General features: G+C 67.3%; 23 protein-coding genes and 2 tRNA genes. 17 read left to right on the top strand and 8 right to left on the bottom strand.

The features are described 5' to 3' along the window. The first annotated feature begins 263 nt into the window (after window positions 1-263). The 9 genes from HWX76_RS08755 (at window position 264) to HWX76_RS08715 (ending at window position 8,344) form a co-directional block, all read left to right on the top strand. On the top strand, window positions 264-752 hold the full coding sequence (locus tag HWX76_RS08755) for a type II secretion system protein (RefSeq protein ID WP_050012534.1): 489 nt from the start codon (window positions 264-266) through the stop codon (window positions 750-752). Beyond that, window positions 727-1,122, top strand: a complete 396-nt coding sequence (locus HWX76_RS08750; RefSeq protein WP_050012535.1) for a prepilin-type N-terminal cleavage/methylation domain-containing protein — start codon at window positions 727-729, stop codon at window positions 1,120-1,122. The genes HWX76_RS08755 and HWX76_RS08750 overlap by 26 nt, the downstream gene beginning before the upstream one ends. A 13-nt stretch (window positions 1,123-1,135) precedes the next feature. Continuing rightward, entirely contained in the window at window positions 1,136-1,633 is a 498-nt protein-coding gene (locus HWX76_RS08745; RefSeq protein WP_244137949.1) for a type II secretion system protein, read from the top strand. 13 nt (window positions 1,634-1,646) lie between these two features. Continuing rightward, on the top strand, window positions 1,647-2,330 hold the full coding sequence (locus tag HWX76_RS08740) for a response regulator transcription factor (RefSeq protein WP_050012537.1): 684 nt from the start codon (window positions 1,647-1,649) through the stop codon (window positions 2,328-2,330). Between the two features lie 395 nt (window positions 2,331-2,725). Further along, window positions 2,726-3,247 (top strand): fimbrial protein, encoded by a 522-nt coding sequence (locus tag HWX76_RS08735; protein WP_050012538.1) that lies wholly within the window; start codon window positions 2,726-2,728, stop codon window positions 3,245-3,247. Between the two features lie 17 nt (window positions 3,248-3,264). Then, the gene (locus HWX76_RS08730) at window positions 3,265-3,993 is read left to right on the top strand and encodes a molecular chaperone (protein WP_050012539.1); all 729 of its coding nucleotides are present in this window, start codon (window positions 3,265-3,267) and stop codon (window positions 3,991-3,993) included. A 118-nt stretch (window positions 3,994-4,111) separates the two neighbouring features. After that, window positions 4,112-6,670 (top strand): fimbria/pilus outer membrane usher protein, encoded by a 2,559-nt coding sequence (locus HWX76_RS08725; RefSeq protein WP_060733861.1) that lies wholly within the window; start codon window positions 4,112-4,114, stop codon window positions 6,668-6,670. Further along, the gene (locus tag HWX76_RS08720; RefSeq protein WP_124630421.1) at window positions 6,667-7,635 is read left to right on the top strand and encodes a fimbrial protein; all 969 of its coding nucleotides are present in this window, start codon (window positions 6,667-6,669) and stop codon (window positions 7,633-7,635) included. Before HWX76_RS08725 ends, HWX76_RS08720 begins: the two co-directional genes overlap by 4 nt. Before the next feature lie 157 nt (window positions 7,636-7,792). Continuing rightward, a complete protein-coding gene (locus HWX76_RS08715) occupies window positions 7,793-8,344 on the top strand; it encodes a cytochrome b/b6 domain-containing protein (protein ID WP_050012542.1) in 552 nt (183 codons plus the stop codon). Between the two features lie 111 nt (window positions 8,345-8,455). Here HWX76_RS08715 and HWX76_RS08710 read toward each other — a convergent pair. Further along, window positions 8,456-8,542 (bottom strand) — tRNA-Leu (locus HWX76_RS08710). Window positions 8,543-8,791: 249 nt separating this feature from the next. Here HWX76_RS08710 and rnr point away from each other — a divergent pair. The 6 genes from rnr to HWX76_RS08680 all read left to right on the top strand — a co-directional run bounded on the left by rnr (window position 8,792) and on the right by HWX76_RS08680 (window position 16,016). Further along, a complete protein-coding gene (rnr, locus tag HWX76_RS08705) occupies window positions 8,792-11,269 on the top strand; it encodes a ribonuclease R (protein WP_050012543.1) in 2,478 nt (825 codons plus the stop codon). Window positions 11,270-11,417: 148 nt separating this feature from the next. Beyond that, the gene (gene rlmB, locus HWX76_RS08700) at window positions 11,418-12,161 is read left to right on the top strand and encodes a 23S rRNA (guanosine(2251)-2'-O)-methyltransferase RlmB (protein WP_050012544.1); all 744 of its coding nucleotides are present in this window, start codon (window positions 11,418-11,420) and stop codon (window positions 12,159-12,161) included. Between the two features lie 104 nt (window positions 12,162-12,265). Further along, window positions 12,266-13,138, top strand: coding sequence for an N-acetylmuramoyl-L-alanine amidase (locus tag HWX76_RS08695; RefSeq protein ID WP_176015698.1), 873 nt, complete (start codon window positions 12,266-12,268; stop codon window positions 13,136-13,138). Window positions 13,139-13,230: 92 nt separating this feature from the next. Next, the gene (gene rpiA, locus HWX76_RS08690; RefSeq protein ID WP_050012546.1) at window positions 13,231-13,926 is read left to right on the top strand and encodes a ribose-5-phosphate isomerase RpiA; all 696 of its coding nucleotides are present in this window, start codon (window positions 13,231-13,233) and stop codon (window positions 13,924-13,926) included. A 282-nt stretch (window positions 13,927-14,208) separates the two neighbouring features. Next, the gene (locus tag HWX76_RS08685; protein WP_050012547.1) at window positions 14,209-14,925 is read left to right on the top strand and encodes an FCD domain-containing protein; all 717 of its coding nucleotides are present in this window, start codon (window positions 14,209-14,211) and stop codon (window positions 14,923-14,925) included. 101 nt (window positions 14,926-15,026) lie between these two features. Next, on the top strand, window positions 15,027-16,016 hold the full coding sequence (locus tag HWX76_RS08680; RefSeq protein WP_176015697.1) for a Gfo/Idh/MocA family oxidoreductase: 990 nt from the start codon (window positions 15,027-15,029) through the stop codon (window positions 16,014-16,016). A gap of 70 nt (window positions 16,017-16,086) precedes the next feature. Here the strand turns inward: HWX76_RS08680 and HWX76_RS08675 are convergent, their stop codons facing one another. The 7 genes from HWX76_RS08675 to HWX76_RS08645 form a co-directional block, all read right to left on the bottom strand. Then, window positions 16,087-16,779: an amino acid ABC transporter permease gene (locus HWX76_RS08675; protein ID WP_006484207.1), complete on the bottom strand. Its 693-nt coding sequence runs from the start codon at window positions 16,777-16,779 to the stop codon at window positions 16,087-16,089. 122 nt (window positions 16,780-16,901) lie between these two features. Further along, complete coding sequence (locus HWX76_RS08670) at window positions 16,902-17,696, bottom strand: cystine ABC transporter substrate-binding protein (protein WP_050012549.1); 795 nt, start codon at window positions 17,694-17,696, stop codon at window positions 16,902-16,904. Window positions 17,697-17,795: 99 nt separating this feature from the next. Continuing rightward, window positions 17,796-18,833, bottom strand: coding sequence for a quinone-dependent dihydroorotate dehydrogenase (locus HWX76_RS08665; RefSeq protein WP_012492588.1), 1,038 nt, complete (start codon window positions 18,831-18,833; stop codon window positions 17,796-17,798). Between the two features lie 98 nt (window positions 18,834-18,931). Next, window positions 18,932-19,762: an arginyltransferase gene (locus HWX76_RS08660; protein ID WP_050012550.1), complete on the bottom strand. Its 831-nt coding sequence runs from the start codon at window positions 19,760-19,762 to the stop codon at window positions 18,932-18,934. Between the two features lie 33 nt (window positions 19,763-19,795). Continuing rightward, window positions 19,796-20,560: a leucyl/phenylalanyl-tRNA--protein transferase gene (gene aat, locus HWX76_RS08655; protein WP_050012551.1), complete on the bottom strand. Its 765-nt coding sequence runs from the start codon at window positions 20,558-20,560 to the stop codon at window positions 19,796-19,798. A gap of 10 nt (window positions 20,561-20,570) precedes the next feature. Then, window positions 20,571-21,116, bottom strand: coding sequence for an NUDIX hydrolase (locus HWX76_RS08650; RefSeq protein ID WP_006476111.1), 546 nt, complete (start codon window positions 21,114-21,116; stop codon window positions 20,571-20,573). Between the two features lie 183 nt (window positions 21,117-21,299). Then, window positions 21,300-21,376 (bottom strand) — tRNA-Met (locus tag HWX76_RS08645). A 197-nt stretch (window positions 21,377-21,573) separates the two neighbouring features. On the opposite strand from HWX76_RS08645, the gene HWX76_RS08640 reads away from it, so the two are divergent. Together HWX76_RS08640 and HWX76_RS08635 are read left to right on the top strand one after the other, a co-directional pair. After that, window positions 21,574-22,071, top strand: coding sequence for a heme-degrading domain-containing protein (locus HWX76_RS08640; RefSeq protein ID WP_069621415.1), 498 nt, complete (start codon window positions 21,574-21,576; stop codon window positions 22,069-22,071). A 3-nt stretch (window positions 22,072-22,074) separates the two neighbouring features. After that, complete coding sequence (locus HWX76_RS08635; RefSeq protein WP_011545307.1) at window positions 22,075-22,413, top strand: multidrug efflux SMR transporter; 339 nt, start codon at window positions 22,075-22,077, stop codon at window positions 22,411-22,413. Window positions 22,414-22,433 lie beyond the last annotated feature (20 nt).

The raw sequence follows: 22,433 nt of genomic DNA, 5'->3' as shown, positions 1-22,433 counted from the left end.
CATGAACGACAGCCTCGATCTCGGCGTCCAGTATCCGGGCAAGATCCAGTTCAACGCGCTCGGCGGCGTGGAAGGCGGTGCGCTGACGCTCGGCGACCTGCTGCGGCTGAATCGCGACCGCGTCGGCGTGTCGAGCGAATCGGGCGGCCTCGCGCTCGCGATCGATCTGCTGCAGAAGCAGGGCAAGACGAAGACGCTCGCCAACCGGCCGCGCCGCTGTACGCCGACGCGCCGATGCTGCTGTCCCGCACGCGGGGCTTCGCATGAGCGTCCGTCGACGTGCCCGCGCGCGCGGCTTTACGCTGATCGAGCTGATGGTGGCGATGTCGCTGCTGGCGTTGCTCGCGACCGTCGCGCTGCCGTTGACGGATCTCGTCAAGCGGCGCGCGGACGAGGCCGAGCTGCGCCGTACGCTGGTCGTGATCCGCTCGGCACTCGATGCATACAAGGAGGCGGCGAGCGACGGGCGGATCGAGCGCAGCGTCGACGCGAGCGGCTACCCGGCCGACCTGCGCGCGCTCGTCGACGGCGTCGTCGACAAGAAGTCGACGGACGGTGCGCGACTGTATTTCCTGCGCAAGATTCCCGCCGATCCGATGTGCGAATGCGACGGCAAGGCGCCCGAAGACACGTGGGAAACGCGCAGCTACGCGAGCGATCCCGATTCGTTTTCTTCCGGTGAGGACGTGTTCGACATCCGCTCGACCAACCGCAAGGAGGGCCTCAATGGCGTCCCGTACAACCAGTGGTAGTCGTGTGCGCCGCGCCGCCGGCTTTACGCTGATCGAGTTGCTCGTCGTGATGGCGATCATCGCGGCGCTCACCGCGTTCGTCGCGCCCGGCTACCTGAAGCAGAGCGACCGCGCGAAGGAAACGGTGCTGCGTCACAACCTGAACACGCTGCGCCAGTCGATCGACGACTATCGGGCGGATCACGGCCGCGATCCCGCCACGCTCGATGCGCTGGTCGAGCAGCGCTACCTGCGCGAGCTGCCGCTCGATCCGGTCACCGGCAAGCGCGGCTCGTGGCGGCCGCAGGCCGGCGAGACGGGTGGCATCGCGGACGTGAAGAGCGGGGCGAAAGGGCGTGCGCTCGACGGGAGCGACTATGCGACGTGGTGATCGGCGATGCGGCTTGCGCGGACAGCGCGGCATCGCGTATCTCGGCGTGCTGATGCTGGTCGCGGCGCTCGGGCTCGGCATGACGCAGGCGGCGCGGATCTGGACGACGGTGCAGCAGCGCGACCGCGAGGCGCAGCTCCTGTTCGTCGGCGACCAGTTTCGCGCGGCGATCGCAAGCTACTACAATGCGGCGGGAGGCGGCCGCTATCCGGCGTCGCTCGACGCACTGCTCGAGGATCGTCGCGGGCTGCCGACGGTGCGTCACCTGCGGCGCCTGTACGCCGATCCGCTGACCGGGTCGACGCAGTGGGGGCTCGTGAAGGCGCCGGACGGCGGCATCATGGGCGTGTTCAGCGAGGCGCCCGGGCAACCGCTGAAGCGCCAGGGTTTCCCGGCGCGATACGACGCGTTCGGCGACAGCGGCGCGTACAGCGAATGGACTTTTGTTTATCTGCCGCCCGCTCCGGTCGACTCTGCGGCGAACGGGCCGGGAGACGGGGCGGCATACTGAGATCAGGACGAACATGATTGTCGCAATACTTGAAGACATCGTGACCCAGGCAGGCGTCGTGGCCGGCTGGCTCAACAAGGCCGGCTACGACACGGAGGTGCGGCACGACGGCGACGGCTTCATCGAACTGGTGCGCACCCAGCGCGTCGACGTGCTGCTGCTCGACTGGGACGTGCCGGGCAAGTCGGGGATCGAGGTGATGCGCTGGGCGCGCGAATCGTTCGCCGACGCGCTGCCGATCATCATGATGACGCAGCACGACGGCGAGAACGACATCGTGTTCGGTCTGAACAGCGGCGCCGACGATTACCTGATCAAGCCGCTGCGCGAGCGCGAGCTGGTTGCACGCGTGAACGCGCAGGCGCGCAAGTACTATCCCGAGACGCAGCGGGCGAAGGTCGTCGAGGTCGGCAAGTTCGCGCTCGACGTGAGCGCGCACGCCGCGACCGTGGACGGTGCGCCGGTCGAACTGTCTCTGCGCGAGTTCGAGGTCGCGCTGATGCTGTTCGAGAGCGTCGGGCGGATCGTGTCGAAGGACATGATGATCAAGCGCATCTGGGGCGTGGTCGACCGGAAGTACGACGCGACGCTTGCCACCTACGTGAGCAAGCTGCGCTCGAGTCTCGGGCTGCGCGCAAAAAATGGTCTCGTGATCACGACGGTCTACAACTACGGATACCGGCTCGAGCGGGCCTGAGCATCCGGCCGGATAGCGGCCGCTTCGTCTCCCGATCCGGCGACGCGGGGTGGCGCACCGCCTCGGCTCGCTGGCCTTCCGCCGCCGTTCGGCATTGCAACGATGCACGTCGCGACGCTGTCGTGATGCGCGGCGGCGCGCTTCGCGATCCATTCATCCACCTGTTCTTTCTCTGTCATTTTCCACCGGTTCGAACGGCACGTTCGGTCACGCCGGTGCGAGATCGCGCTCGCGCTCGGCGCGCGTGCGGCGCCTGTCGGGCGATCGTTGAGGATCTCTTCACATTTGTTGGGTGGCGGCGACCGGGCCGGAATAATGCCTGTGAACTCGACGGGTTCACGGTTCCGCTGTCCGGGACCGGCAGTGAAGCTCCTTACTTTTCCCCAAGACATTCGATGAAACAGTTCCAGAAACCTTTCGTGCTGCTCGCCCTGATGGCGGCATTCGGTTCGACGTCCGCGTTCGCGGCCGACGGCACGGTGAACTTCCACGGCAAGATCGTCGCGACGACCTGCAAGATCGACAACAGCAATATTCAGGTGCCGCTCGGCGCAATCGGTATCGACCAGCTCGCCGAAGCGGGCCGGGAAAGCCGTCGCGTGCCGTTCCAGATCGCGCTGAGCGAGTGCAATGAGCAGTTGAGCGGCGTGCGTGCGCAGTTCGAAGGGCTGTCGCACGGCGAAGATGCGACGCTGCTCGCGGTCGGCACCGGCAGCAAGGACGACGCGAAAGGCGTCGGTATCCAGTTGATGCACGAAGACGGCAAGCAGATCGGCATCAATACGGAATCCGACACACTCCAGTTGACGCCGGGCAGCAACGTGCTGAACTTCGCCGCGAACTACGTTTCGACGTCGGACCAGACCGAGGCGGGCGAGGCGAACGGTACGGCGTCGTTCACGCTGAACTACCGTTGAGCCGAGGGGGCCAGCCGATGACGCATCGCTTCGTACCCCGCGTGCTTGCCTGCATGCTCGGGCTGTGCATGACTCACGGCGCACTCGCGGGCATCGTGGTGGGCGCGACCCGCGTGATCCTGCAGGAAGACCGGCGCGAGGCCGTCGTGCCCGTGAAGAACACGGACGGCCAGCCGTATGTCGTGCAGGCGTGGATCGACGGCGGGCCCGCGCAGGCCGGCGCGAAAGCGCCGTTCTTCGTTACGCCGCCGCTGTCGCGGCTCGATCCCGGCAAGGAAAACCTGCTGCGCGTGATGCGCGTCAAGCACGCACTGCCGGCCGATCGCGAGTCGATGCTGTGGCTGAACGTGAAGGAAATACCGGTCGCGGCGAAGCAGGAGAACGTGTTGCAGATCGCGATCCAGACGCGGCTCAAGGCGTTCTACCGCCCGCAGGGCCTGACCGGCTCGGCGGCCGATGCACCGGCGGCGCTGACCTGGCGCATCGTGCCGTCGCGCGACGGCGCGATGCTGGCGGTGTTCAATCCGACGCCTTATCACGTCACGTTCGCGAAGATCGACGTCGATGCGGGGGCGACCGAGGATGTCGATCTCGAGACGGCGCCGCCGTTGCAGGCGACGACCTACCCGCTGCGCAACCTCCGTGCGCTGCCGGCGCAGCCGGTCGCGCTGCGGTTCAGCACGATCAACGACTACGGCGCCGTGACGCCGACCGTCACGGTGACGGTGCCGGCCGACGCCACCTGATGCGACGCGGTCGCGCAGCCGCGGCCGACGGGCGCTTCACGATCCGCTTTTACGACCTTTTCATCCTTCAGACCTCACGCGGCGCGCGTTCATCCGGCGCGCGCCGCGCCTTTCGTTCATGACACGACGCCTTCACCTGCTGCGCCGATGCGTGCTCGCGCTCGCCTCGACCCTCGCGATCGGATTGCCGATCGCGGGCGGCGGGTCCGCGCACGCGCAGACGGCATTCAATCCCGCGTTCCTCGCGTTCGGCAACACGCAGGCGGACGTGGACCTCGACGCGTTCGCCGAGGCGAACGTGCTGCTGCCCGGCATCCATCCGGTCGAGGTGGCGGTGAATGGCGAATCGTACGGCCTGAACGACATCCGCTTCGAGCGCGGCGCCCCCGACGAATCGGTACGGCCGTGCCTGAGCGCCGCGCAACTCGATGCGTTCGGCGTGAATCTCGCGGCGTTTCCGCGACTCGCGGATGCACAGGACAATGCGTCCGCTTGCATGAACCTGCGCGACGCGATGCCGGACGCGACCGTCACGGTAGACCCGGATCGCCAGGCGCTGTCGCTGACGGTCCCGCAGGCGAAGATGAAGCGGGTCCCGCGCGGCTCGGTCGATCCGTCGCGCTGGGACAACGGCATCGATGCGATGCGCATCGACTACCGTGTCAACGCCGCGCAGCGGCGCTACGGCGACCTGCCGTCGGGCCACGCGACGGAAGCCTACGGCAGCGTGCGCGCGGGCCTGAACCTCGGCGCGTGGCGCCTGCGCGGCAGCGCGATGGCGAACCGCAACGCGTCCGGTTTGCAGACGCAGTTCTCGAACGCCTATCTCGAACGCGACATCCCCGCGTGGCGCAGCCGCGTGACGCTCGGCGACAGCTTCACGTCCGGCAGCGTGTTCGACAGCGTGGCCTTCCAGGGCGTGCAGCTCGCGTCCGACGACACCATGCAGCCGGACAGCCAGCGCGGCTACGCGCCCGTCGTGCGCGGCATCGCGCAAAGCCACGCGAAGGTCGAGATCCGTCAGAACGGCTATCTGATCTACAACAGCTACGTACCGCCCGGCCCGTTCGAGATCGACGATCTGTATGCGGTCGCGTCGAACGCGGATCTCGAGGTGACGATCATCGAGGCCGACGGGCAGGCGCGCAGCTTCATTCAGTCGTCGGCGAGTATTCCGACCCTGCTGCGCCAGAACGCGTGGTCGTATCGCGCGGCTGCGGGCCGCCTGCGCGCCGATTCCGGCCGGCCGCAGTGGTTCGCGTCGGCGAGCGCCGCCTATGGCTTGCCGGGCGAGACGACGATCTACGGCGGCGCGACCTTCGCGAGCGGCTATGCGGCGCTGGCGGCCGGGGTCGCGCGCAACATGGCGCGCCTGGGCGCGGTGTCGGTCGACGTCACGCATGCGCGCCACCGGAACCACGCGGGGCAGGCGGGGGCCGGCAGCGCCGCGCGCCTGATGTTCGCGAAGGCGTTCGCGGCCACCGGCACCGAGCTGCGCGCCGCGCACCATCATTATTCAGACGGCTATCGCAGCCTGTCCGACGTCGCAGTGCGCTATGCGGCGTCGGTCGACCGGTGGGCGTATCGCGCCGGCAAGCGCAGCCGCAGCGAGCTGAGCGTGTCGCAGAACCTCGGACGCGCGGGCTCGCTGTACGTCAACGCGAGCCGGCGCACGTACCGCGACGGCGCGGGGGAAGACCGGCTGGTGCAGCTCGGCTATTCGGGTAGCGTATCGCGCGTGTCGTACAACGTGAGCGTCAGCCACGAGTCGCGCGCCCGCGGCGCGAGCAGCCGGCAGGTGTCGCTGAACCTGTCGCTTCCGATCGGCGGCGGGCGCACGGCGGCGCCTCGCGCGTACGGCAGCGCGACGCTGATCGCCGGCACTGCCGGCACGGAGCAGCGCGCGGGCGTGTTCGGCACGCTGCTCGCCGACGATAGCCTCAGCTATGGCGTCGACGCCGATCGATCGGCGAACGGCCTCGGCGGCGCCCTGAACCTGAACTATCGGGCGACGGCCGGCCAGTTCTCGGCCACCCACAACCAGGCGCGCGGCGGCTCGCAGACATCGGTCAGTGCCGCGGGCGGCGTGCTCGTGCACGGCGGCGGCGTGACGTTGTCGCAGCCGCTCGGCGAAACCGTCGCGCTCGTGCGCAGCGAGCGCGCGGCCGGCGTCGGCGTGGTGGCGCATGCCGGCGTGCGTACCGACCGCGCGGGTTATGCGGTCGTGCCGCATGTCACGCCGTACCGGCAGAACCGCATCGCATTGCGGACCGCGGAGCTCGATCGCCGGCTCGAGATCCGCAACGCGATCGTGCACGTCGTGCCGACGCGCGGGGCGGTCGTGCTGGCGCCGTTCGAGGTCGAGGCCGGGCGCCTGATGCTCGATCTGGTCGACGACGCGGGCAAGCCGGTGCCGTTCGGCGCGGCCGTGCTGACGGCGAACGGCAAGGCGGTCGGCATGGTCGGCCCGAACGGTCAGGGCTTCGTCACGGGGATCGACCGCGCCGGCGACCTGCTCGTGCGCTGGGGCATGCGTGCGGACGAACGCTGCGCGCTGTCGTACGACATCGGCGAATCGACCGCGCATCGCAATTTTCCCGAACTCGCGGCCGTCTGCTCGCGCGCGCATCCGGCGCTGCGGGCCGACGCCGCGTCAACCTCGTCATCCCGATCATGAAACCCTCGACTTTCCGATTTGCCGCGCGTCTGCGCCGCTGGGCGGCACTCGTCGCGCTGACGCTCGGTACGGCGCCCGCGTTCGCCACGTGCCTGAGCGCGCCCGAAGACTTCAATCCGCTCGAGTTCGGCCCGATCGCGGCCGACAGTGTCGACGCCGGCGGCATCGTCGCGTCGGCGCGTTTCACGCTGACCGTCACCTGCTCGCGCAACGGCCAGAACGTGCCCGAGCCACGCACGTTGCGGTATGCGAGCGAGTTCGGTCCGCTGCCGGGCATGAACCTCTGGGCGAGCAACCTGCCCGGGCTCGCGCTTCGCGTGGCGCGAGATGGCGAGGATCTCGGCGGCCAGACCGACGGGTTGCTCGGCGTGCATCCGGGCGATGGCACGGCGCGCGAGTACGTGATCGACGTGGAACTCGTCAAGACCGGGCCGGTGACGCCCGGCTTCCTGCAGGGGCAGGTGCTGAGCGTCGATGCATCGGCCGCGATTGGCGACCCCGACCACAACGTGGTGCACAAGCACATCACGAGCAGCTATGTGCGCGGTGTCGCCTGCACGGTCAATACCGATTCCAAGCATCTTGTCGTGCCGCTCGGCGCGGTGCCCGCGAACGCTTTCGATGGTCCGGGCTCGACCCGTGCGTCGCGGGAATTCGCGATCAACCTGACCTGCAGCCCGTATGGAGAAGCGCGGCCGACGCCGCTGTCGATCCAGTTGCTCGGCGAGACGGTGCCGGGCACGGCGGACGTGCTGAAGCTGCATGGCGACGCTGCCGCGCAAGGGGTGGGGATCCGCGTGCTGAAGGACGAAGCGCCGGTGGCGTTGAATGCGTGGCACAGCCTCGGCGATGCGACCGTCGGCGCGACCACGTTGCCGTTCACCGCGCAGTACTACCAGTACGGCGAGCGCGTGACGGCGGGTTCGGGCGACGGCGTGATGACATTCCTGATCGAGATGCGTTGACGCCGGCCGGCCACGCGGCGCTCGTCCGCGCGCCGGCCAGCGCCGGACCGGGCGTTTTGAAATCTTTGAGGATGCTTATCCATACCGGAATCGACGTCGATAATTTCATCCACTGTTCCAACACAACACTGCAATGGCAATCGATAAAGGATGAATCATGCATACGGTTTCTCAGACCAGTTTTCGGCAAGCGTCTTCGGATGACGGCCGCTACGATCGCTTTTCCCGCGCACTGCACTGGATCTTCGCGGTCGTGATCCTGTACACGATGGTGGCCGGATTCTCGCTGCACTTCATTACCCAGCCGGACGTCTGGCGTTTCGTGTCGACGCTCAACATGTCGCTCGCGAGCAGCCTGATCGTGCTGTTTCCGCTGCGCTACGTGTGGTCGTTCTTCCGCCGGACGCCGCCCGACATCGCGTCGATTCCTTCGAAGCAGCGATCGATCGCGCATCTGGTGCACTCGCTGATTTACGCGCTCGTCGCGTTCGTGCTGTTCAGCGGCTTCGTGATGGTGCCGGACGGCTACTGGCTGTTCTGGGCGGTTTACGTGAATACGCCGTTCAGCGCGGGGCCGGTTACCGAGCACTGGTTCGTGCTGCACAAGATCGGCTGCTATCTGCTGGCATTGCTGGTGGTCGCGCACGCGGGCGCCGCGCTCAAGCACCATTTCGTGTCGAAGAACGGCGTGCTGAAGCGCATGCTTTGACGAGGCCGCCGCAGTGAGTCGATGAAAGGGAAGGCGGGCGCGCAGGCGCTTTACTTCCTGGGCCGAAAATGAAAAAAGGCCGGCTAGAAGCCGACCTTTTTAGAAAACAGATGGTGCCCAGGAGAGGACTCGAACCTCCACGATGTTGCCACCGCTAGGACCTGAACCTAGTGCGTCTACCAATTCCGCCACCTGGGCACGTTTTGCAGTAGCTGCTTGCTGCAAAGAAGCGAAATTATAGCGCCCCAATTATTCCTGTCAACGCTTTTTTGCGATGCATCGCAAACCGGCTGCCGCCGCGCGTGCCGGCGGCATTCCCGTCATTTGGCGACACGGGCGGGTGATAGAATGACCCGCCGCCGTCAATATAGAACTGTCAGACGGACACCTCTATGTTGATGCCGTGCACCATCAGTCAACGCAACGAGAACAATCATCGACAAACCCTTGAGCAAATATCCGTACCCCATTCCGAGCCGTGAAGAGATTCTCGGCGTGCTGCGTACGAGCGACGCGCCGCTGGCCGCCAACGACATCGCCGAAGCCCTGTCGATCAAGCGTCAGGAGCGCGAGGGGTTCTTCCGGCGTGTCGCCGCGATGGAGCGCGACGGCCAGATCCGCCTCGACAAGCGCGGCCACTACCAGTTGACCCATCCGTCGAATTTCGTCGCAGGGCGCGTGCAAGGGCATCGCGACGGCTACGGGTTCGTGATCCGCGACGACGGCCAGGACGACCTGTTCTTGCCGAACGGCGAAATGCAGAAGGTGATGCACAACGACCGCGTGCTCGCGCGGATCGTCGGCTACGATCGCCGCGGCCGGCCGGAAGGGCATGTCGTCGAAGTCACCGAGCGCGCGAACAAGCGCGTGATCGGCCGCCTGCTGAACGAGAACGGCGCGCTGATCGTCGCGCCGGAAGACAAGCGCATCGGCCACGACATCCTGATCACGCAGAACGTGAAGAAGGCGAAGGTCGGGCAGGTCGTCGTCGTCGAGCTGACCGATTTCCCGAGCCGTCATTCGCAGCCGCTCGGCCGTGTCGTCGAAGTGCTCGGCGACATCGACGATCCGGGCATGGAAATCGAAATCGCGGTGCGCAAGTACGGCGTGCCGCACGAATTCAGCCAGCCGGCGCTCGACGAAGCCGCCGCGCTGCCCGACAAGGTGCGCCCCGCCGACCTGCGTTTCCGCGTCGACCTGCGCGACGTGCCGCTCGTGACGATCGACGGCGAGGACGCCCGCGACTTCGACGATGCCGTCTACTGCGAGCCGGTCAAGGTCGGCCGCGGCGACGGCTACCGGCTGATCGTCGCGATCGCCGATGTGTCGCACTACGTGCAACCGGGTAGCGGGCTCGACGCCGACGCGCTCGAGCGCAGCACGTCGGTCTACTTCCCGCGCCGCGTGATCCCGATGCTGCCGGAGAAGCTGTCGAACGGCCTCTGTTCGCTGAATCCGCAGGTTGATCGCTGCGTGCTCGCGTGCGACATGGTGATCACCGGGCGCGGCGAGATCAAGGCATACCAGTTCTATCCGGCCGTGATCCATTCGGCGGCGCGCCTCACGTACACGGAAGTCGCGGCCGTGCTGTCGAACACGAAGGGGCCGGAGGCCGCGCGCCGCGCCGACCTGCTGCCGCACCTGCAGGATCTGTACGGCGTCTACAAGTCGCTGTTCGCCGCCCGTCAAAAGCGCGGCGCGATCGACTTCGACACGACCGAGACCTACATCGTCTGCAATTCGCAGGGCAAGATCGAGCAGATCGTGCCGCGCCAGCGCAACGACGCGCACAAGCTGATCGAGGAATGCATGCTGGCCGCGAACGTCTGCGCGGCCGATTTCCTGAAGCGCAACAAGCATCCGGGCCTGTACCGCGTGCACGCGGGGCCGACGCCGGAGAAGCTCGAGAACCTGCGCGCGTTCCTGCGCGGCATGGGCCTCTCGCTCGGCGGCGGCGACAAGCCGCATGCGAGCGACTACGCGGCGCTGATGGCGCAGATCCGCGACCGGCCGGACGCGCAGATGCTGCAGCCGATGCTGCTGCGCTCGATGCAGCAGGCGGTCTACAGCCCGGACAACATCGGCCACTTCGGTCTCGCGTACGAGGCGTACGCGCACTTCACGAGCCCGATCCGCCGCTATCCGGACCTGCTCACGCACCGCGCGATCTACGCGATCCTGTCGGGCAAGAAGTACGCGCCGAAGGCGCCGGAAGGCTTCGAGCTGAATACCGCGTTGTCGCCGCGCGCCCGCGCGATGCAGCAGGCCGACGACGAAGCGCGCGGCCGTTCGCGCTCGAACACGGCGATCTGGGAAGAGCTTGGCCTGCACTGCTCGGCGAACGAGCGCCGTGCGGACGAAGCGTCGCGCGACGTCGAGGCGTGGCTCAAGTGCTACTTCATGCGCGACAAGCTCGGCGAGGAGTACGGCGGGATGGTGAACGGCGTGACGTCGTTCGGCATCTTCGTGCAGCTCGACACGCTGTTCATCGAAGGGCTCGTGCACGTGACGGAGCTCGGCTCGGACTACTTCCAGTACGACGAGATCAAGAACGAGCTGCGCGGCGAACGCACGGGCATCCGCTATCGCCTGTCGGATCGCGTGCGCGTGCAGGTGAGCCGCGTCGATCTCGATGCGCGCAAGATCGATTTCCGCCTCGTGCGCGATACGCCGGTGAAGGCGCCGCGTCCGTCGCCCGCGCCGGCTGCCGGCGTCGATCGCAACGGCGGCGGCCCGCGCGTGCGTGCGCTGCCGCCGGTCGACGAAGCCGCGCCGCGTCGCAAGCCGGCCGCGAGCGCGCCGAGCGTCGCGGTGAAGGAAGCGCGCGCCGCGCGTGGCGCCGCGAAGAAGAAGGGCGGCGGCGGTGGCGGCGGCGCACCCGCGAAGCCGACCGCGAAGAAGGCCCGCGCCCGCAAGAAGTATTGAGCGTTCGGGGCGGCGTACGCGCACGCCCCGCAGTATCGAGAGACGCCGCGTCACCGGTCATCGGCCGGCCACGCGGCGCTTTCCTTTTCCATGGATCGCGGCCGCGCACGTCGCGCGGCCGCACGTTTGATCGAAGGTTGTTCCAGTCATGTCACGTCTGAAGGTTCTTTACGGTTTTCATGCGGTGACCGCACGTTTGCGGCACGATGCATCGACGGTGGCGGAGGTGCTGTACGACCAGACGCGCCGCGACCGCCGCATGCAGGACTTCCTGCACACCGCGAAGGAAGCGGGCGTGCGGCTGATCGCGGCCGACGAAACGCGCCTGTGGGGCCTCGCGCATACCGAGCGCCACCAGGGCGTCGTCGCGCGCGTCGAGGACATGCCGCTCGCGCAGAACCTGTCCGAGCTGCTCGACGGGATCAACGGGCCCGCGCTGCTGCTCGTGCTCGACGGCGTCACCGATCCGCACAACCTCGGCGCATGCCTGCGGGTCGCCGATTCGGCCGGCGCGCACGCGGTGATCGCGCCGCGCGACCGGGCGGTCGGCCTGAACGCGACCGCGGCCAAGGTGGCGAGCGGCGCGGCCGATACGGTGCCGTACATCACGGTGACGAACCTCGCCCGCGCGCTGCGCGAGCTGAAGGAGGCCGGCGTGTGGATCATCGGCACGTCGGACGAGGCGTCGGCGACGCTCTACGACACGAAGCTCGACGGCCCCGTCGCGCTCGTGATGGGCGCGGAAGGCGAAGGCATGCGCCGGCTCACGCGCGACACCTGCGACGAAGTGATGAGCATCCCGATGGCCGGCAGCGTCGAAAGCCTGAACGTGTCGGTCGCCAGCGGCGTGTGCCTGTACGAAGCCGTGCGCCAGCGGCGCGTGAAGGGCTGAGCCCGGGGCTGCCCCGTCCCGCGCGCGATGCGCGGGCGTCGAATGACCCGAACGACGCGCGCCGCGATGCAACGCGGCACGCGGCTCTGCGGAACCCGCGACCGATGACCCTGTTTCGTGTTGGCGTCTCCTGCGCCGTGCTCGGCCTGCTCGCAGCCTGCACGTCGCCGTCGCTCGTCGAACGCGGCACCTACTACGCCGACACGAGCCTGCACGCGCGCGGCGCCGATTCGCGGATCCGCTTTCTCGTGATGCATTACACCGAAAGCGACGAGACGAAATCGCTGCGCACGCTGACCGGCGAGTCGGTCAGCGTGCACTACGTCATCCCGCCGCAGCCGCGCACCGAGCGCGGGATGCCCGTCGTCTACCAGCTCGTTCCGGAAGCGCGGCGCGCGTGGCACGCGGGCGTCAGCGAGTGGCAGCGCACGACCGAGCTGAACGCGGTGTCGATCGGCATCGAGAACCTGAACCGCGGCCCGCTCGACGCGCAGCAGCGTACCTGGCAGCCGTATCCGCCCGAGCAGGTCGACGCGCTGATCCGTCTGTCGAAGGACATCGTCGCGCGCTACGGGATTGCGCCGACGCGCGTGGTCGGGCACAGCGACATCGCGCCGCAACGCAAGATCGATCCCGGTCCGCTGTTCCCGTGGCATGCGCTCGCGCAAGCCGGCGTCGGCGCATGGCCGGACGACGCGACCGTCGCCGCGCGGCTCGGCGGCCGCGACCCGCACGCGCCGGTCGACGTGCGCGACCTGCAGTTCAAGCTCGCGCGCTACGGCTACGACGTGCCGACCGACGGCGTGCTCGACACGCGCACGCAACGCGTGTTCGCGGCGTTCCAGATGCATTTCCGGCCGTCCGATTACGCGGGCAATCCGGACGCGGAAAGCGACGCGATCGCGCAGGCGCTGCTCGACAAGTACTTCCCCGGCACGCAAGCGGCGGCCCCCGCACCGGCGGCCGACACGCGCTGACTACGCGGCGTATCGCACGCCGAAAAACGCGGAGGCGTCCGCCGACTCCGGTAAACTGGCAGTTTTCCGCAATCCCGCAGCATTACCACGCCATGACTCAAGACGAACTCAAACGCCTCGTCGGCCAGGCCGCCGCCGATTACGTGATCCAGAACGTGCCGGAAGGCGCCGTGATCGGTGTCGGCACCGGCTCGACCGCCAACTGCTTCATCGACGCGCTCGCCGCCGTCAAATCGCGCTATCGCGGCGCCGTGTCGAGCTCGGTCGCCACGACCGAACGCCTGAAATCGCATGGCATCAAGGTGTTCGACCTGAACGAGATCGAGTCGCTTCAGGTGTACGTCGACGGCGCCGACGAAATCGACGCAGGCGGCGCGATGATCAAGGGCGGCGGCGGCGCGCTGACGCGCGAGAAGATCGTCGCGTCGGTGGCCGACACGTTCGTCTGCATCGCCGACGCCAGCAAGCGCGTGCCGGTGCTCGGCGCGTTCCCGCTGCCGATCGAGGTCGTGCCGATGGCGCGCACCGCGATCGGCCGGCGCGTGACCGCGCTCGGCGGCGTGCCCGTGCTGCGCGTGACGAAGGACGGCGCGCCCTACATCACCGATAACGGTAACGAGATCATCGACGTGAAGGGCCTGCAGATCGCCGATCCGCGCGGTTTCGAAGCGCAGCTGAACGCATGGCCGGGCGTCGTGACGGTTGGCCTGTTCGCCGAACGCGGCGCGAATCTGTGCTTGCTCGGCACGGAAAACGGCGTCGAAACGATCGTTTATCCGGCTGGCTGAAACTGAATGAGAAGCAGTCCGTAACGGTGCGGTATCGGCCGTCATGGATTGGATGGTTAAATCTTGTGGAAACCGGGGTCCGGCAGGCGCGGCGCGCTTCCCGGGCCTTTTTTTTAGCCGTATAAATCACCTCGTTCAAAAGAGGGATAACCCTGTCAGGTGTTTACCAGATAGCGAAATATCGTCGAACTCATCAACTTATAGATCATAAGAACAGAGTAGTAACCAGGGCCGGCGGAACTGCGGAGCAGGTGTTCGCAAATCGACGCACGGGGAGGTGTCATGGAGCAGGGCAAAGACCGGTCACTGGTCGCCAAAGTGATGGATGGGCTTGTCGCGGGTATCGTCGAGGACAAGTACGGCGGCATCTTGCCGCCGCAGGACGTGCTGTCGAAAGAGTTCGATGTGAGCCGCACGGTGATGCGGGAAGCGTTGTCGATGTTGCTTGCGCGCGACATGCTCGACGTGCGTCCGAAAGTCGGGACGCGCGTGCGGCCGATGCGCGACTGGCGGATGATCGACGAGGACGTTGTGAGCTGGCGCTTTCGGGCAAAACCCGATCCGCAGTTCATGCGCGACGTCATCGAATTCCGGATGCTGATCGAGCCACGTGCGACCGCGCAGGCGGCGGTGCGTGCGACGGCGGCCGACATCGCGGGCATTCGCGAAGCGTTCGATGCGTTCAAGGTGCTGCAGCCGGGCGACGCCGGCTACGACACGGCGGACGAGTTGCTGCATACGCGGATCGTCCAGGCGAGCGGCAACCAGTTCTTCCAGCAGATGGCGGCGATCGTGCGCGGCGCTGTGCGTCTCGTGAACCCGCGCGTCGTGCAGAAGGAGGGCGCGCACGACACCGCGGTGAAGGCGCATGCGCGCGTCGTCGATGCGATCGAGCGGCGCGACCCGCGCGAAGCCGAAGCGGCGTCGCTCGCGCTGATCGATTTCAGCGCGGACGAGATTTCGCGCGATTTCTCGGTCGACGTGCCGGTGCGCGCCTGACGCGGCGCGTGTCGCTCATCCTCGTGCCGCCGGGCCGTTTATCATGACGGGCGGCCGGCAGCGTGCCGGCCACCGTCATACGACCGACACGGAAGATCAGGATGAACGACAACGACCATCGCCCGGTGCGCTTCGGCATCGTCGGTGCAGGCAGCATTGCGCGCCGCTTCGCGCAAAGCCTCGCACACGTGCCGGGCGCCACGCTCACCGGCGTCTGGGCGCGCCGCGCCGACGCGGCTGCCGCCTTCTGCGGGGCATACGGCGGCACGCCTGCCGCGCGCCTCGACGCGCTCCTCGCGAGCGACGAAATCGACGCGGTCTACATCGCGACGCTCCATGACAGTCACGCGCGGTACACGCTGGCCGCCCTGGCTGCCGGCAAGGCCGTGCTGTGCGAGAAACCCGCGGCGCTGAACGCCGCGCAACTCGACACGGTGCTGGACGCGGCGCGCGATGCCGGGCGGCTCTTCATGGAGGCGATGAAGCCCCCATTCTTCCCGCTGTATCGTCAACTGCGTGCGCACCTGCGTGACGATCCGATCGGCGAGATCCGGCTCGTGCGGGCGGGCTGCGCATCGTCGTCGGTGCCGGACGACCATTCCGTCTATCGGCTCGATCGCGCAGGCGGCGCGTTGCTCGACATCGGCATCTACGAGGCGTTTCTCGCTGTCGACTGGCTCGGCGCGGCGCGCGACGTACAGACGCTCGGCCGCGTCGGTGCGACCGGTGTCGACCTGTTCGCGAGCCTGAACAGCGTGCATGCGAACGGCGGGATCGCGCAGCTCTTTTGCGGGCTCGACGTGATGGGGCGCGGCGACGCGCTGATCGCCGCGGCCGGCGGCCACGTGACGATTCACGAGAAGTGGTGGAACCCCGAGCGTGCGACGATCCGCTATGCGGACGCGCGCACCGTCGAACTCGACGCACCGGCCGCGGGCGGCGGGCTGAACTACGAAACCGCGCATTTCTGCGACCTGCTGCGCGCGGGCGAGACCGAAAGCCCGATCATGACGCACGACCATTCGCGGCAGATGATTGCGATGACCGATGCGGCGCGCGCCGTGCTCGGCGTGCGTTATTCGGGCGAATAGGCGGAATGGACGAAACAGGCGGGAAGGAAGGCGCCGGGCCCGCGAGCGCGGCCCGGCGTAACTGCGCGGCTCAGTGCCGCGACGGCAGCGACAGGCGCTTTTCGTACCAGCGCTGCACCCATTCGAGAATCTGGCACAGGATCCAGTACACGGCTGCGGCGGCGAGATAGAGCGGCAGCGGCTGATAGGTCGCCGCGATCACTTCCTGCGCGCTGCGCAGCAGTTCGGTCACGGTGATCACCGACACGAGCGACGTGTCCTTGATCAGGCTGATCAGGCTGTTCGACAGGCTCGGCACCGCGATGCGCAGCGCCTGCGGGCCGATCACGTAGCGCAGCGTCTGGCCCCACGACAGCCCGAGGCTGTATGCGGCGAGCCATTGGCCGCGCGCGATCCCGTTGATCGCGCCGCGCATGCTTTCCGACATGTAGGCCGCGACGTTCGCGGACAGTGCGATCACGCCGGCCGGCGTCGGGTCGAGCGAGATGCCGAGGCTCGGCAGCCCGTAATAGATCACGAAGATCTGCACGAGCAGCGGCGTGCCGCGCATCAGGCTCACGTACGCGCGCGCCAGCCACGCGAGCGCGTTGACCCAGATGCGCTCGAAGCCGTCGAGCGCTTCGCTTTGCCGGATGCCCATCATCGCGAGCACGACGGCGCCAAGCAGGCCGAACACCATCGACAGCACGGCGAACTTGACGGTCAGTACGGCACCCTGGGCGAGCACCGGCAGCGATTGGACGAGCAGGGACGTTGTCGACATGGAATACGAAGCGAATGCGTGCGCGAAAGCGCAATCATAAACCGGACCGATAAAACAAAGGGCGGCATCGTTGCGGATGCCGCCCTTTCCGGCCCGCCGTCAGGCGGGAAATGCAGGCGTGCTTACTTGATCGGTTTCGTCACGTCGATGCCGAACCACTTGTCGGAGATCTTCGTGAACGTGCCGTCGGCCTCGAGCTGCGTCATCGCGTCGTCGATCGCCTTCTGGAACTTCGGGTTGCCCTTCTTGAACGGGATACCCGACGGGTTCGCCGAACCGACGTTCGCGCCCGGGCGCAGCGGCAGCTGCGAGTTCTTCGTCAGGTACGCGAGCATCAGGCGGTCGTTGAGCGCCGCGTCGAGGCGGCCGGCCGCGAGATCGCGCAGGTACTCGGGCGCGCCCGGGTACGTCTTCACGTCGATGCCGGGCACCGATTTCGCCATGTCCATGTAGTTGGTGCCGAGCGCGACGCCGAGCTTCTTGCCCTTCAGGTCTTCCAGCGACTTGAACTCGCGCGTGTCGTCCTTGCGCTGGATCAGCTGCGCGGACGAGAACGTGTACGCAGGCGAGAAGTCGAGCGTTTCCTTGCGCTTGTCGGTGATGCCGACCTGGTTGGCGATCACGTCGAACTTGCCCGCCTGCAGGCCCGCGATGATGCCGCTCCATTCGGTCGTCACGAACTCGGCCTTCACGCCGAGCTTCGCGGCGACGGCCTTCGCGATGTCGACGTCGAAGCCGACGAGTTCGCCTTGCGGGTTCTTCGAGTTGAACGGCGGGAACGTGCCTTCGAGGCCGACGCGCAGCGTGCCACGCTGCTTGACCTGGTCGAGGAGGTCGGCCGCATGCGCGGTCGCGGCAGCGAACGACGTGCCGATCACGCCGGCAACCAGCAGCTTCTTCAACAGCGAAAATTTCATCGTGTGTGTCCTTGCCCTGTCCGGGTCAATGATTCTGATCGTGAAGCGATGATAGCAAAAACGCTATCAATATCTAAATAAAGTTTGTTTATGGCTATATTACGCGGTGCGTTCGCGGGCGATCGCCTTCACGCATTCGGACACGAGCGCCGGGCCGCGATAGATGAAGCCGGTATAGAGCTGGACGAGCGCCGCGCCGGCCGCGAGCTTCGCACGGGCATCCTCGCCCGAGAAAATGCCGCCGACGCCGATGATCGGCACGTCGTTGCCGACTTCGGCGTGCAGCTTGCGGATCACCTCGTTCGACGCGTCGAACACCGGGCGGCCCGACAGGCCGCCGGCTTCGTCCGCGTGCGGCAGGCCCTGGACGGCCGCGCGCGACAGCGTCGTATTGGTGGCGATCACCGCTTCGATCTTGTGGCGCAGCAGCGTGTCGCCGATTTCCTTGACCTGCTCGTCGTCGAGATCGGGCGCGATCTTCAGCGCGAGCGGCACGAGCTTGCCGTGCAGGTCGGCGAGGCGCTGCTGCTTGTCCTTCAGCGCGGCGAGCAGCGCGTCGAGCTCGCCCGCGCCCTGCAACTGGCGCAGGTTCTTCGTGTTCGGCGACGAGATGTTGATCGTCACGTAGCTCGCGAACGGGTACACGCGCTCGAGGCAGTACAGGTAATCCTCGGCCGCGCGTTCGATCGGCGTGTCGGCGTTCTTGCCGATGTTCAGGCCGAGGATGCCGCGATAGCGGGCGGCCTGCACGTTCTTCACGAACTGGTCGACGCCGTGGTTGTTGAAGCCCATCCGGTTGATCAGCGCTTCGGCCTGCGGCAGCCGGAACATCCGCGGGCGCGGGTTGCCGGGCTGCGGGCGCGGCGTGACCGTGCCGACCTCGATGAAGCCGAAGCCGAGCGCCGCGAGGCCGTCGATGGCCGCGCCGTCCTTGTCGAGGCCGGCCGCGAGGCCGACCGGGTTGCGGAACGTGAGCCCCATCACGGTGCGCGGCGCGTCGGGCACGCGGGCCGACAGCGCGCAGGCGAGGCCCGTGCGTCCGGCCGCGCCGAGCGCGCGCAGCGTAAGGTGGTGAGCGTCTTCCGCATCCATTTTGAACAGGGATGCGCGGGCCAGCGGGTAGAGGGAACTGAACACGGGAATGGGGCGGACGGCCGAAATGAATGACAACCCGCTATTTTACCGGGAGTTGCGCGGCACGGGCGTGCTTCGCTTCGTAGCCGCCGCGACGCGCGTCAGCCCGAGCCGGAATGTCCGCCCGGCAACGGCGCGCGCGCCAGCGCCGCGTCGACGGGCGGCAGGTCGATCCGTTCCGGATCGAGCGTCTTCCAGCGGCCGTCGATCAGCCCTTCGAGCGGATGGAAGTTCGCCTTGTAGGCCATCTTCGGGCTCTCGCGGATCCAGTAGCCGAGGTACACGTAGGGCAGCCCGAGGCTCTTCGCCTGCTCGATCTGCCACAGGATGTTGTAGGTGCCGTAGCTCGTGTGCCGGTCGTCGGGCTCGAAGAACGTATAGACCGACGACAGCCCGTCGCCGAGGATGTCGATCATGCTGACCATCCGCAGCTTGCCGGGTTCGCCGCCCGGTGCGTCGAGGTCGCGGAATTCGACGAGGCGCGAGTTGATCCGGCTTTGCAGCAGGAACTGTTCGTACTGGTCGCGACTGTCGCGATCCATGCCGCCGCCCGCGTGGCGCGCGGACTGGTAGCGCATGTAGAGCGCGTAGTGCTCTTCGTCGTAGTGCAGCGGCGACACCGTCGCGACCAGCGTGCGGTGCCGCTTCCACATCCTGCGCTGCGTGCGCGTCGGCGCGAACTCGCCGACCGGCACGCGCACCGGCACGCATGCGCGGCAGCCGTCGCAGTACGGACGGTACGTGAAGACGCCCGAGCGGCGGAAGCCGGCCTTCACGAGTTCGGTGTAGATGTCGGAATTGATCAGGTGGCTCGGCGTCGCGACTTGCGAGCGTGCGATGCGGCCGTCCAGATAGCTGCACGGATAGGGCGCCGTTGCATAGAATTGCAACGCCGAAAGCGGTGAAAGCGGCAGCTCAGTCGGGTGAGTCATGGGCAGCTCTCGATGCAGGGAAGGAGTGCCGCGCTAGCGCTCGCTCCCGGTGGGCGCCGCCGTTTCGGCGGGGCTCGTCAGCGCGGCGAGCACGCGCTTGTCGAACTGCCACGGAATCGGCGGTTCGGCTGCCGCGCGGCGCACGTGAGCGACAAAGGCCTGGCGTGCGATCTCGCGGCCGCCGAGCGACGCTAGATGCGACGTATTCTGCTGGCAGTCTATCATTTCCAACCCCTGCTCGCGAAGGTGCGCGACGAGCGCGGCCAGCGCGATTTTCGATGCATCGGTCACGTCCGCATACATCGACTCGCCGAAAAACATCCGGCCGAACGACACGCCATAGAGGCCGCCGACGCGGCGCCCGTCGTGCCACGTTTCGATGCTGTGCGCGTTGCCGGAGCGGTAGAGCGACGTATAGGCGTCGATGATCTCGGCGGTGATCCAGGTGCCGCGCTGCCCGCGGCGCGGCGCCTGCGCGCACGCGCGCATCACGCCGGGAAAGTCGTGATCGACGCGCACTTCCCATTCCGGCGTGCGCAGCACGCGCTTCAGCGTCTTGCGCAGCGACGGCGACACCTTGAATTCGGCCGGCACCAGGATCATGCGAGGGTCGGGGCTCCACCACAGCACCGGCTGGCCGTCCGAGTACCACGGGAAGATACCGCGCCGGTACGCGTCGATGAGGCGCGACGGCAGCAGGTCGGCGCTCGCGGCGAGCAGCCCGGGCGCGCCGGTCGCAGGGCCGAGCGCGCGTTCGATGGACGGAAACGGATCGTCCGGGCCGAGCCAGGGAACCATGGGTGGGGGCTCAGCCGTTGCGCAGCGAGCGGAAGATATCGCCGGTGTGCACGCCGTAGTCGCCGGCTGCGCGATCGGCGAAGAAGAAGCGCAGCGTCTGGCTGACGGTCGGGAACGCGATCTCGTCCCACGGAATGTCGGCTTCGTCGAACAGTTTCACTTCGAGGCTTTCCTCGCCGGCTTCGAAACCCGGATCGGTGAGCCGCGCGAGGTAGAACAGGTGGACTTGATGCACGTGCGGCACGTTGAGCAGCGTGAACAGGTTCTGCACCTCGACGCGCGCGCCGGCTTCCTCGAGCGTTTCGCGCGCGGCGGCTTCCGCGGTCGTCTCGCCCATTTCCATGAAACCCGCCGGCAGCGTCCAGAATCCGTAGCGCGGTTCGATCGCACGGCGGCACAGCAGGATCTGGTCGCCCCAGACCGGCACCGTGCCGACGACGTTGCGCGGATTCTGATAGTGGATCGTGCCGCAGTGATCGCAGACGAAGCGTTCACGGTTGTCGCCAGGCGGAATGCGCGCGAGGACTTCGTGACCGCAGACGGAGCAGAATTTCATGTCGAGTGGAAGGGACGAGGTGATGCGAGTGTATCACCGGCCCGCGGCATTCTTGAACGCCTGCGCATGCGGCGGCGTGTCGGGCGAAACGGCGCGCGCGTGCGCGAAGAGGGCGCGGCGTCCGGACGCGCGAAAACAAAAAGCCCGGCGCGAGGCCGGGCTTTTTGCGACATTCTGGACGGTTGGTTGCGGGGGTAGGATTTGAACCTACGACCTTCGGGTTATGAGCCCGACGAGCTGCCAGACTGCTCCACCCCGCGTCCGTCGAAGAAATGAATTATATGGGCTAACCCAGATGCGTGCAAGTGTTTTCTGACAACCGCATGGCAGGCGCTGGTGGGGCCGGTACGCGGTGGCACGTGCGCTAGAATCGAGCGGTTTGTGTCGCCATCCCGGCAGCGGCGCTGCGCGATCGCATCGGCGCCGCTGCAATTCTCATTACTGCATCGACGGATTCATGGATATCGCTCACGATCTGCAATCGATCGGCGCGCAGGAACAGGCGCTCGTGTTTCCCCATTTCGACCCGGCCCGCGCGTGGGCGCTCGGCAACCGGATGCACGCGCTCGCGACGTCGCGCGGCCATGCGATCGCGATCGACATCGTCACGTTCGGCCAGCCGCTGTTCTACGCGGCGCTCGCCGGCGCGACGCCCGACAACGCCGACTGGGTGCGCCGCAAGCGCAACGTCGTCGCGCATTTTCGCCGCAGTTCGTACGCGATCGGCCTGCGCATGCAGCAGGCCGGCGCGACGCTCGCGGACAAGCACGGGCTGCCGGCCGCCGACTATGCGTCGCACGGCGGTTCGTTTCCGCTGACCGTCGCCGGCGCCGGCGTGATCGGCTCGATCACCGCGTCCGGGCTGCCGCAGCGCGCGGACCACGAGTTCGTCGTCGAGGCGCTGTGTGCGGAACTCGGTCACGACTACGCGGTACTGGCCCTCGCAAGGAGCTGAGCGATGCAACTGCCCGGTTACGCATGGCTCGCGATCGCGATCGTCGCGGAAGTGATCGGCACGTCCGCGCTGCGCGCGGCGGACGGCTTCACGCGCCTCTGGCCGTCGGTGCTCGTCGTCGCCGGTTACGGCGTCGCGTTCTACTGCCTGTCGCTCACGTTGCGCACGATGCCCGTCGGCATCATCTATGCCGTCTGGTCGGGCGCCGGCATCGTGCTGATCACGCTCGTCGCGATGCTGCTCTATCGCCAGGTGCCGGACGTGCCGGCGGTGATCGGTCTCGGGCTGATCATCGCGGGCGTCGTGGTGCTGAACCTGTTCTCGAAGATGCAGGCGCACTGAGCGTGCGACTGCCGTTTGCC

The sequence above is a fragment of the Burkholderia sp. BCC0398 genome (assembly GCF_902833245.1).
Classification (GTDB): Bacteria; Pseudomonadota; Gammaproteobacteria; order Burkholderiales; family Burkholderiaceae; genus Burkholderia; species Burkholderia sola.
Note: the sequence above shows the minus strand (reverse complement) of the source record. Positions and strands in the feature narration are given on the sequence as shown.

Bases quoted from the DNA above. Each gene is read 5' to 3' on its own strand.
- HWX76_RS08680 (WP_176015697.1), top strand. From the start codon at position 15,027: ATGAACGACAACGACCATCGCCCGGTGCGCTTCGGCATCGTCGGTGCA.
- HWX76_RS08670 (WP_050012549.1), bottom strand. From the start codon at position 17,696: ATGAAATTTTCGCTGTTGAAGAAGCTGCTGGTTGCCGGCGTGATCGGC.
- HWX76_RS08755 (WP_050012534.1), top strand. From the start codon at position 264: ATGAGCGTCCGTCGACGTGCCCGCGCGCGCGGCTTTACGCTGATCGAG.
- HWX76_RS08735 (WP_050012538.1), top strand. From the start codon at position 2,726: ATGAAACAGTTCCAGAAACCTTTCGTGCTGCTCGCCCTGATGGCGGCA.
- HWX76_RS08635 (WP_011545307.1), top strand. From the start codon at position 22,075: ATGCAACTGCCCGGTTACGCATGGCTCGCGATCGCGATCGTCGCGGAA.
- aat (WP_050012551.1), bottom strand. From the start codon at position 20,560: ATGGTTCCCTGGCTCGGCCCGGACGATCCGTTTCCGTCCATCGAACGC.
- HWX76_RS08695 (WP_176015698.1), top strand. From the start codon at position 12,266: ATGACCCTGTTTCGTGTTGGCGTCTCCTGCGCCGTGCTCGGCCTGCTC.
- HWX76_RS08650 (WP_006476111.1), bottom strand. From the start codon at position 21,116: ATGAAATTCTGCTCCGTCTGCGGTCACGAAGTCCTCGCGCGCATTCCG.
- HWX76_RS08730 (WP_050012539.1), top strand. From the start codon at position 3,265: ATGACGCATCGCTTCGTACCCCGCGTGCTTGCCTGCATGCTCGGGCTG.
- HWX76_RS08640 (WP_069621415.1), top strand. From the start codon at position 21,574: ATGGATATCGCTCACGATCTGCAATCGATCGGCGCGCAGGAACAGGCG.
- HWX76_RS08740 (WP_050012537.1), top strand. From the start codon at position 1,647: ATGATTGTCGCAATACTTGAAGACATCGTGACCCAGGCAGGCGTCGTG.
- HWX76_RS08685 (WP_050012547.1), top strand. From the start codon at position 14,209: ATGGAGCAGGGCAAAGACCGGTCACTGGTCGCCAAAGTGATGGATGGG.
- HWX76_RS08725 (WP_060733861.1), top strand. From the start codon at position 4,112: ATGACACGACGCCTTCACCTGCTGCGCCGATGCGTGCTCGCGCTCGCC.
- HWX76_RS08715 (WP_050012542.1), top strand. From the start codon at position 7,793: ATGCATACGGTTTCTCAGACCAGTTTTCGGCAAGCGTCTTCGGATGAC.
- HWX76_RS08750 (WP_050012535.1), top strand. From the start codon at position 727: ATGGCGTCCCGTACAACCAGTGGTAGTCGTGTGCGCCGCGCCGCCGGC.
- HWX76_RS08675 (WP_006484207.1), bottom strand. From the start codon at position 16,779: ATGTCGACAACGTCCCTGCTCGTCCAATCGCTGCCGGTGCTCGCCCAG.
- rpiA (WP_050012546.1), top strand. From the start codon at position 13,231: ATGACTCAAGACGAACTCAAACGCCTCGTCGGCCAGGCCGCCGCCGAT.
- HWX76_RS08720 (WP_124630421.1), top strand. From the start codon at position 6,667: ATGAAACCCTCGACTTTCCGATTTGCCGCGCGTCTGCGCCGCTGGGCG.
- rlmB (WP_050012544.1), top strand. From the start codon at position 11,418: ATGTCACGTCTGAAGGTTCTTTACGGTTTTCATGCGGTGACCGCACGT.
- HWX76_RS08660 (WP_050012550.1), bottom strand. From the start codon at position 19,762: ATGACTCACCCGACTGAGCTGCCGCTTTCACCGCTTTCGGCGTTGCAA.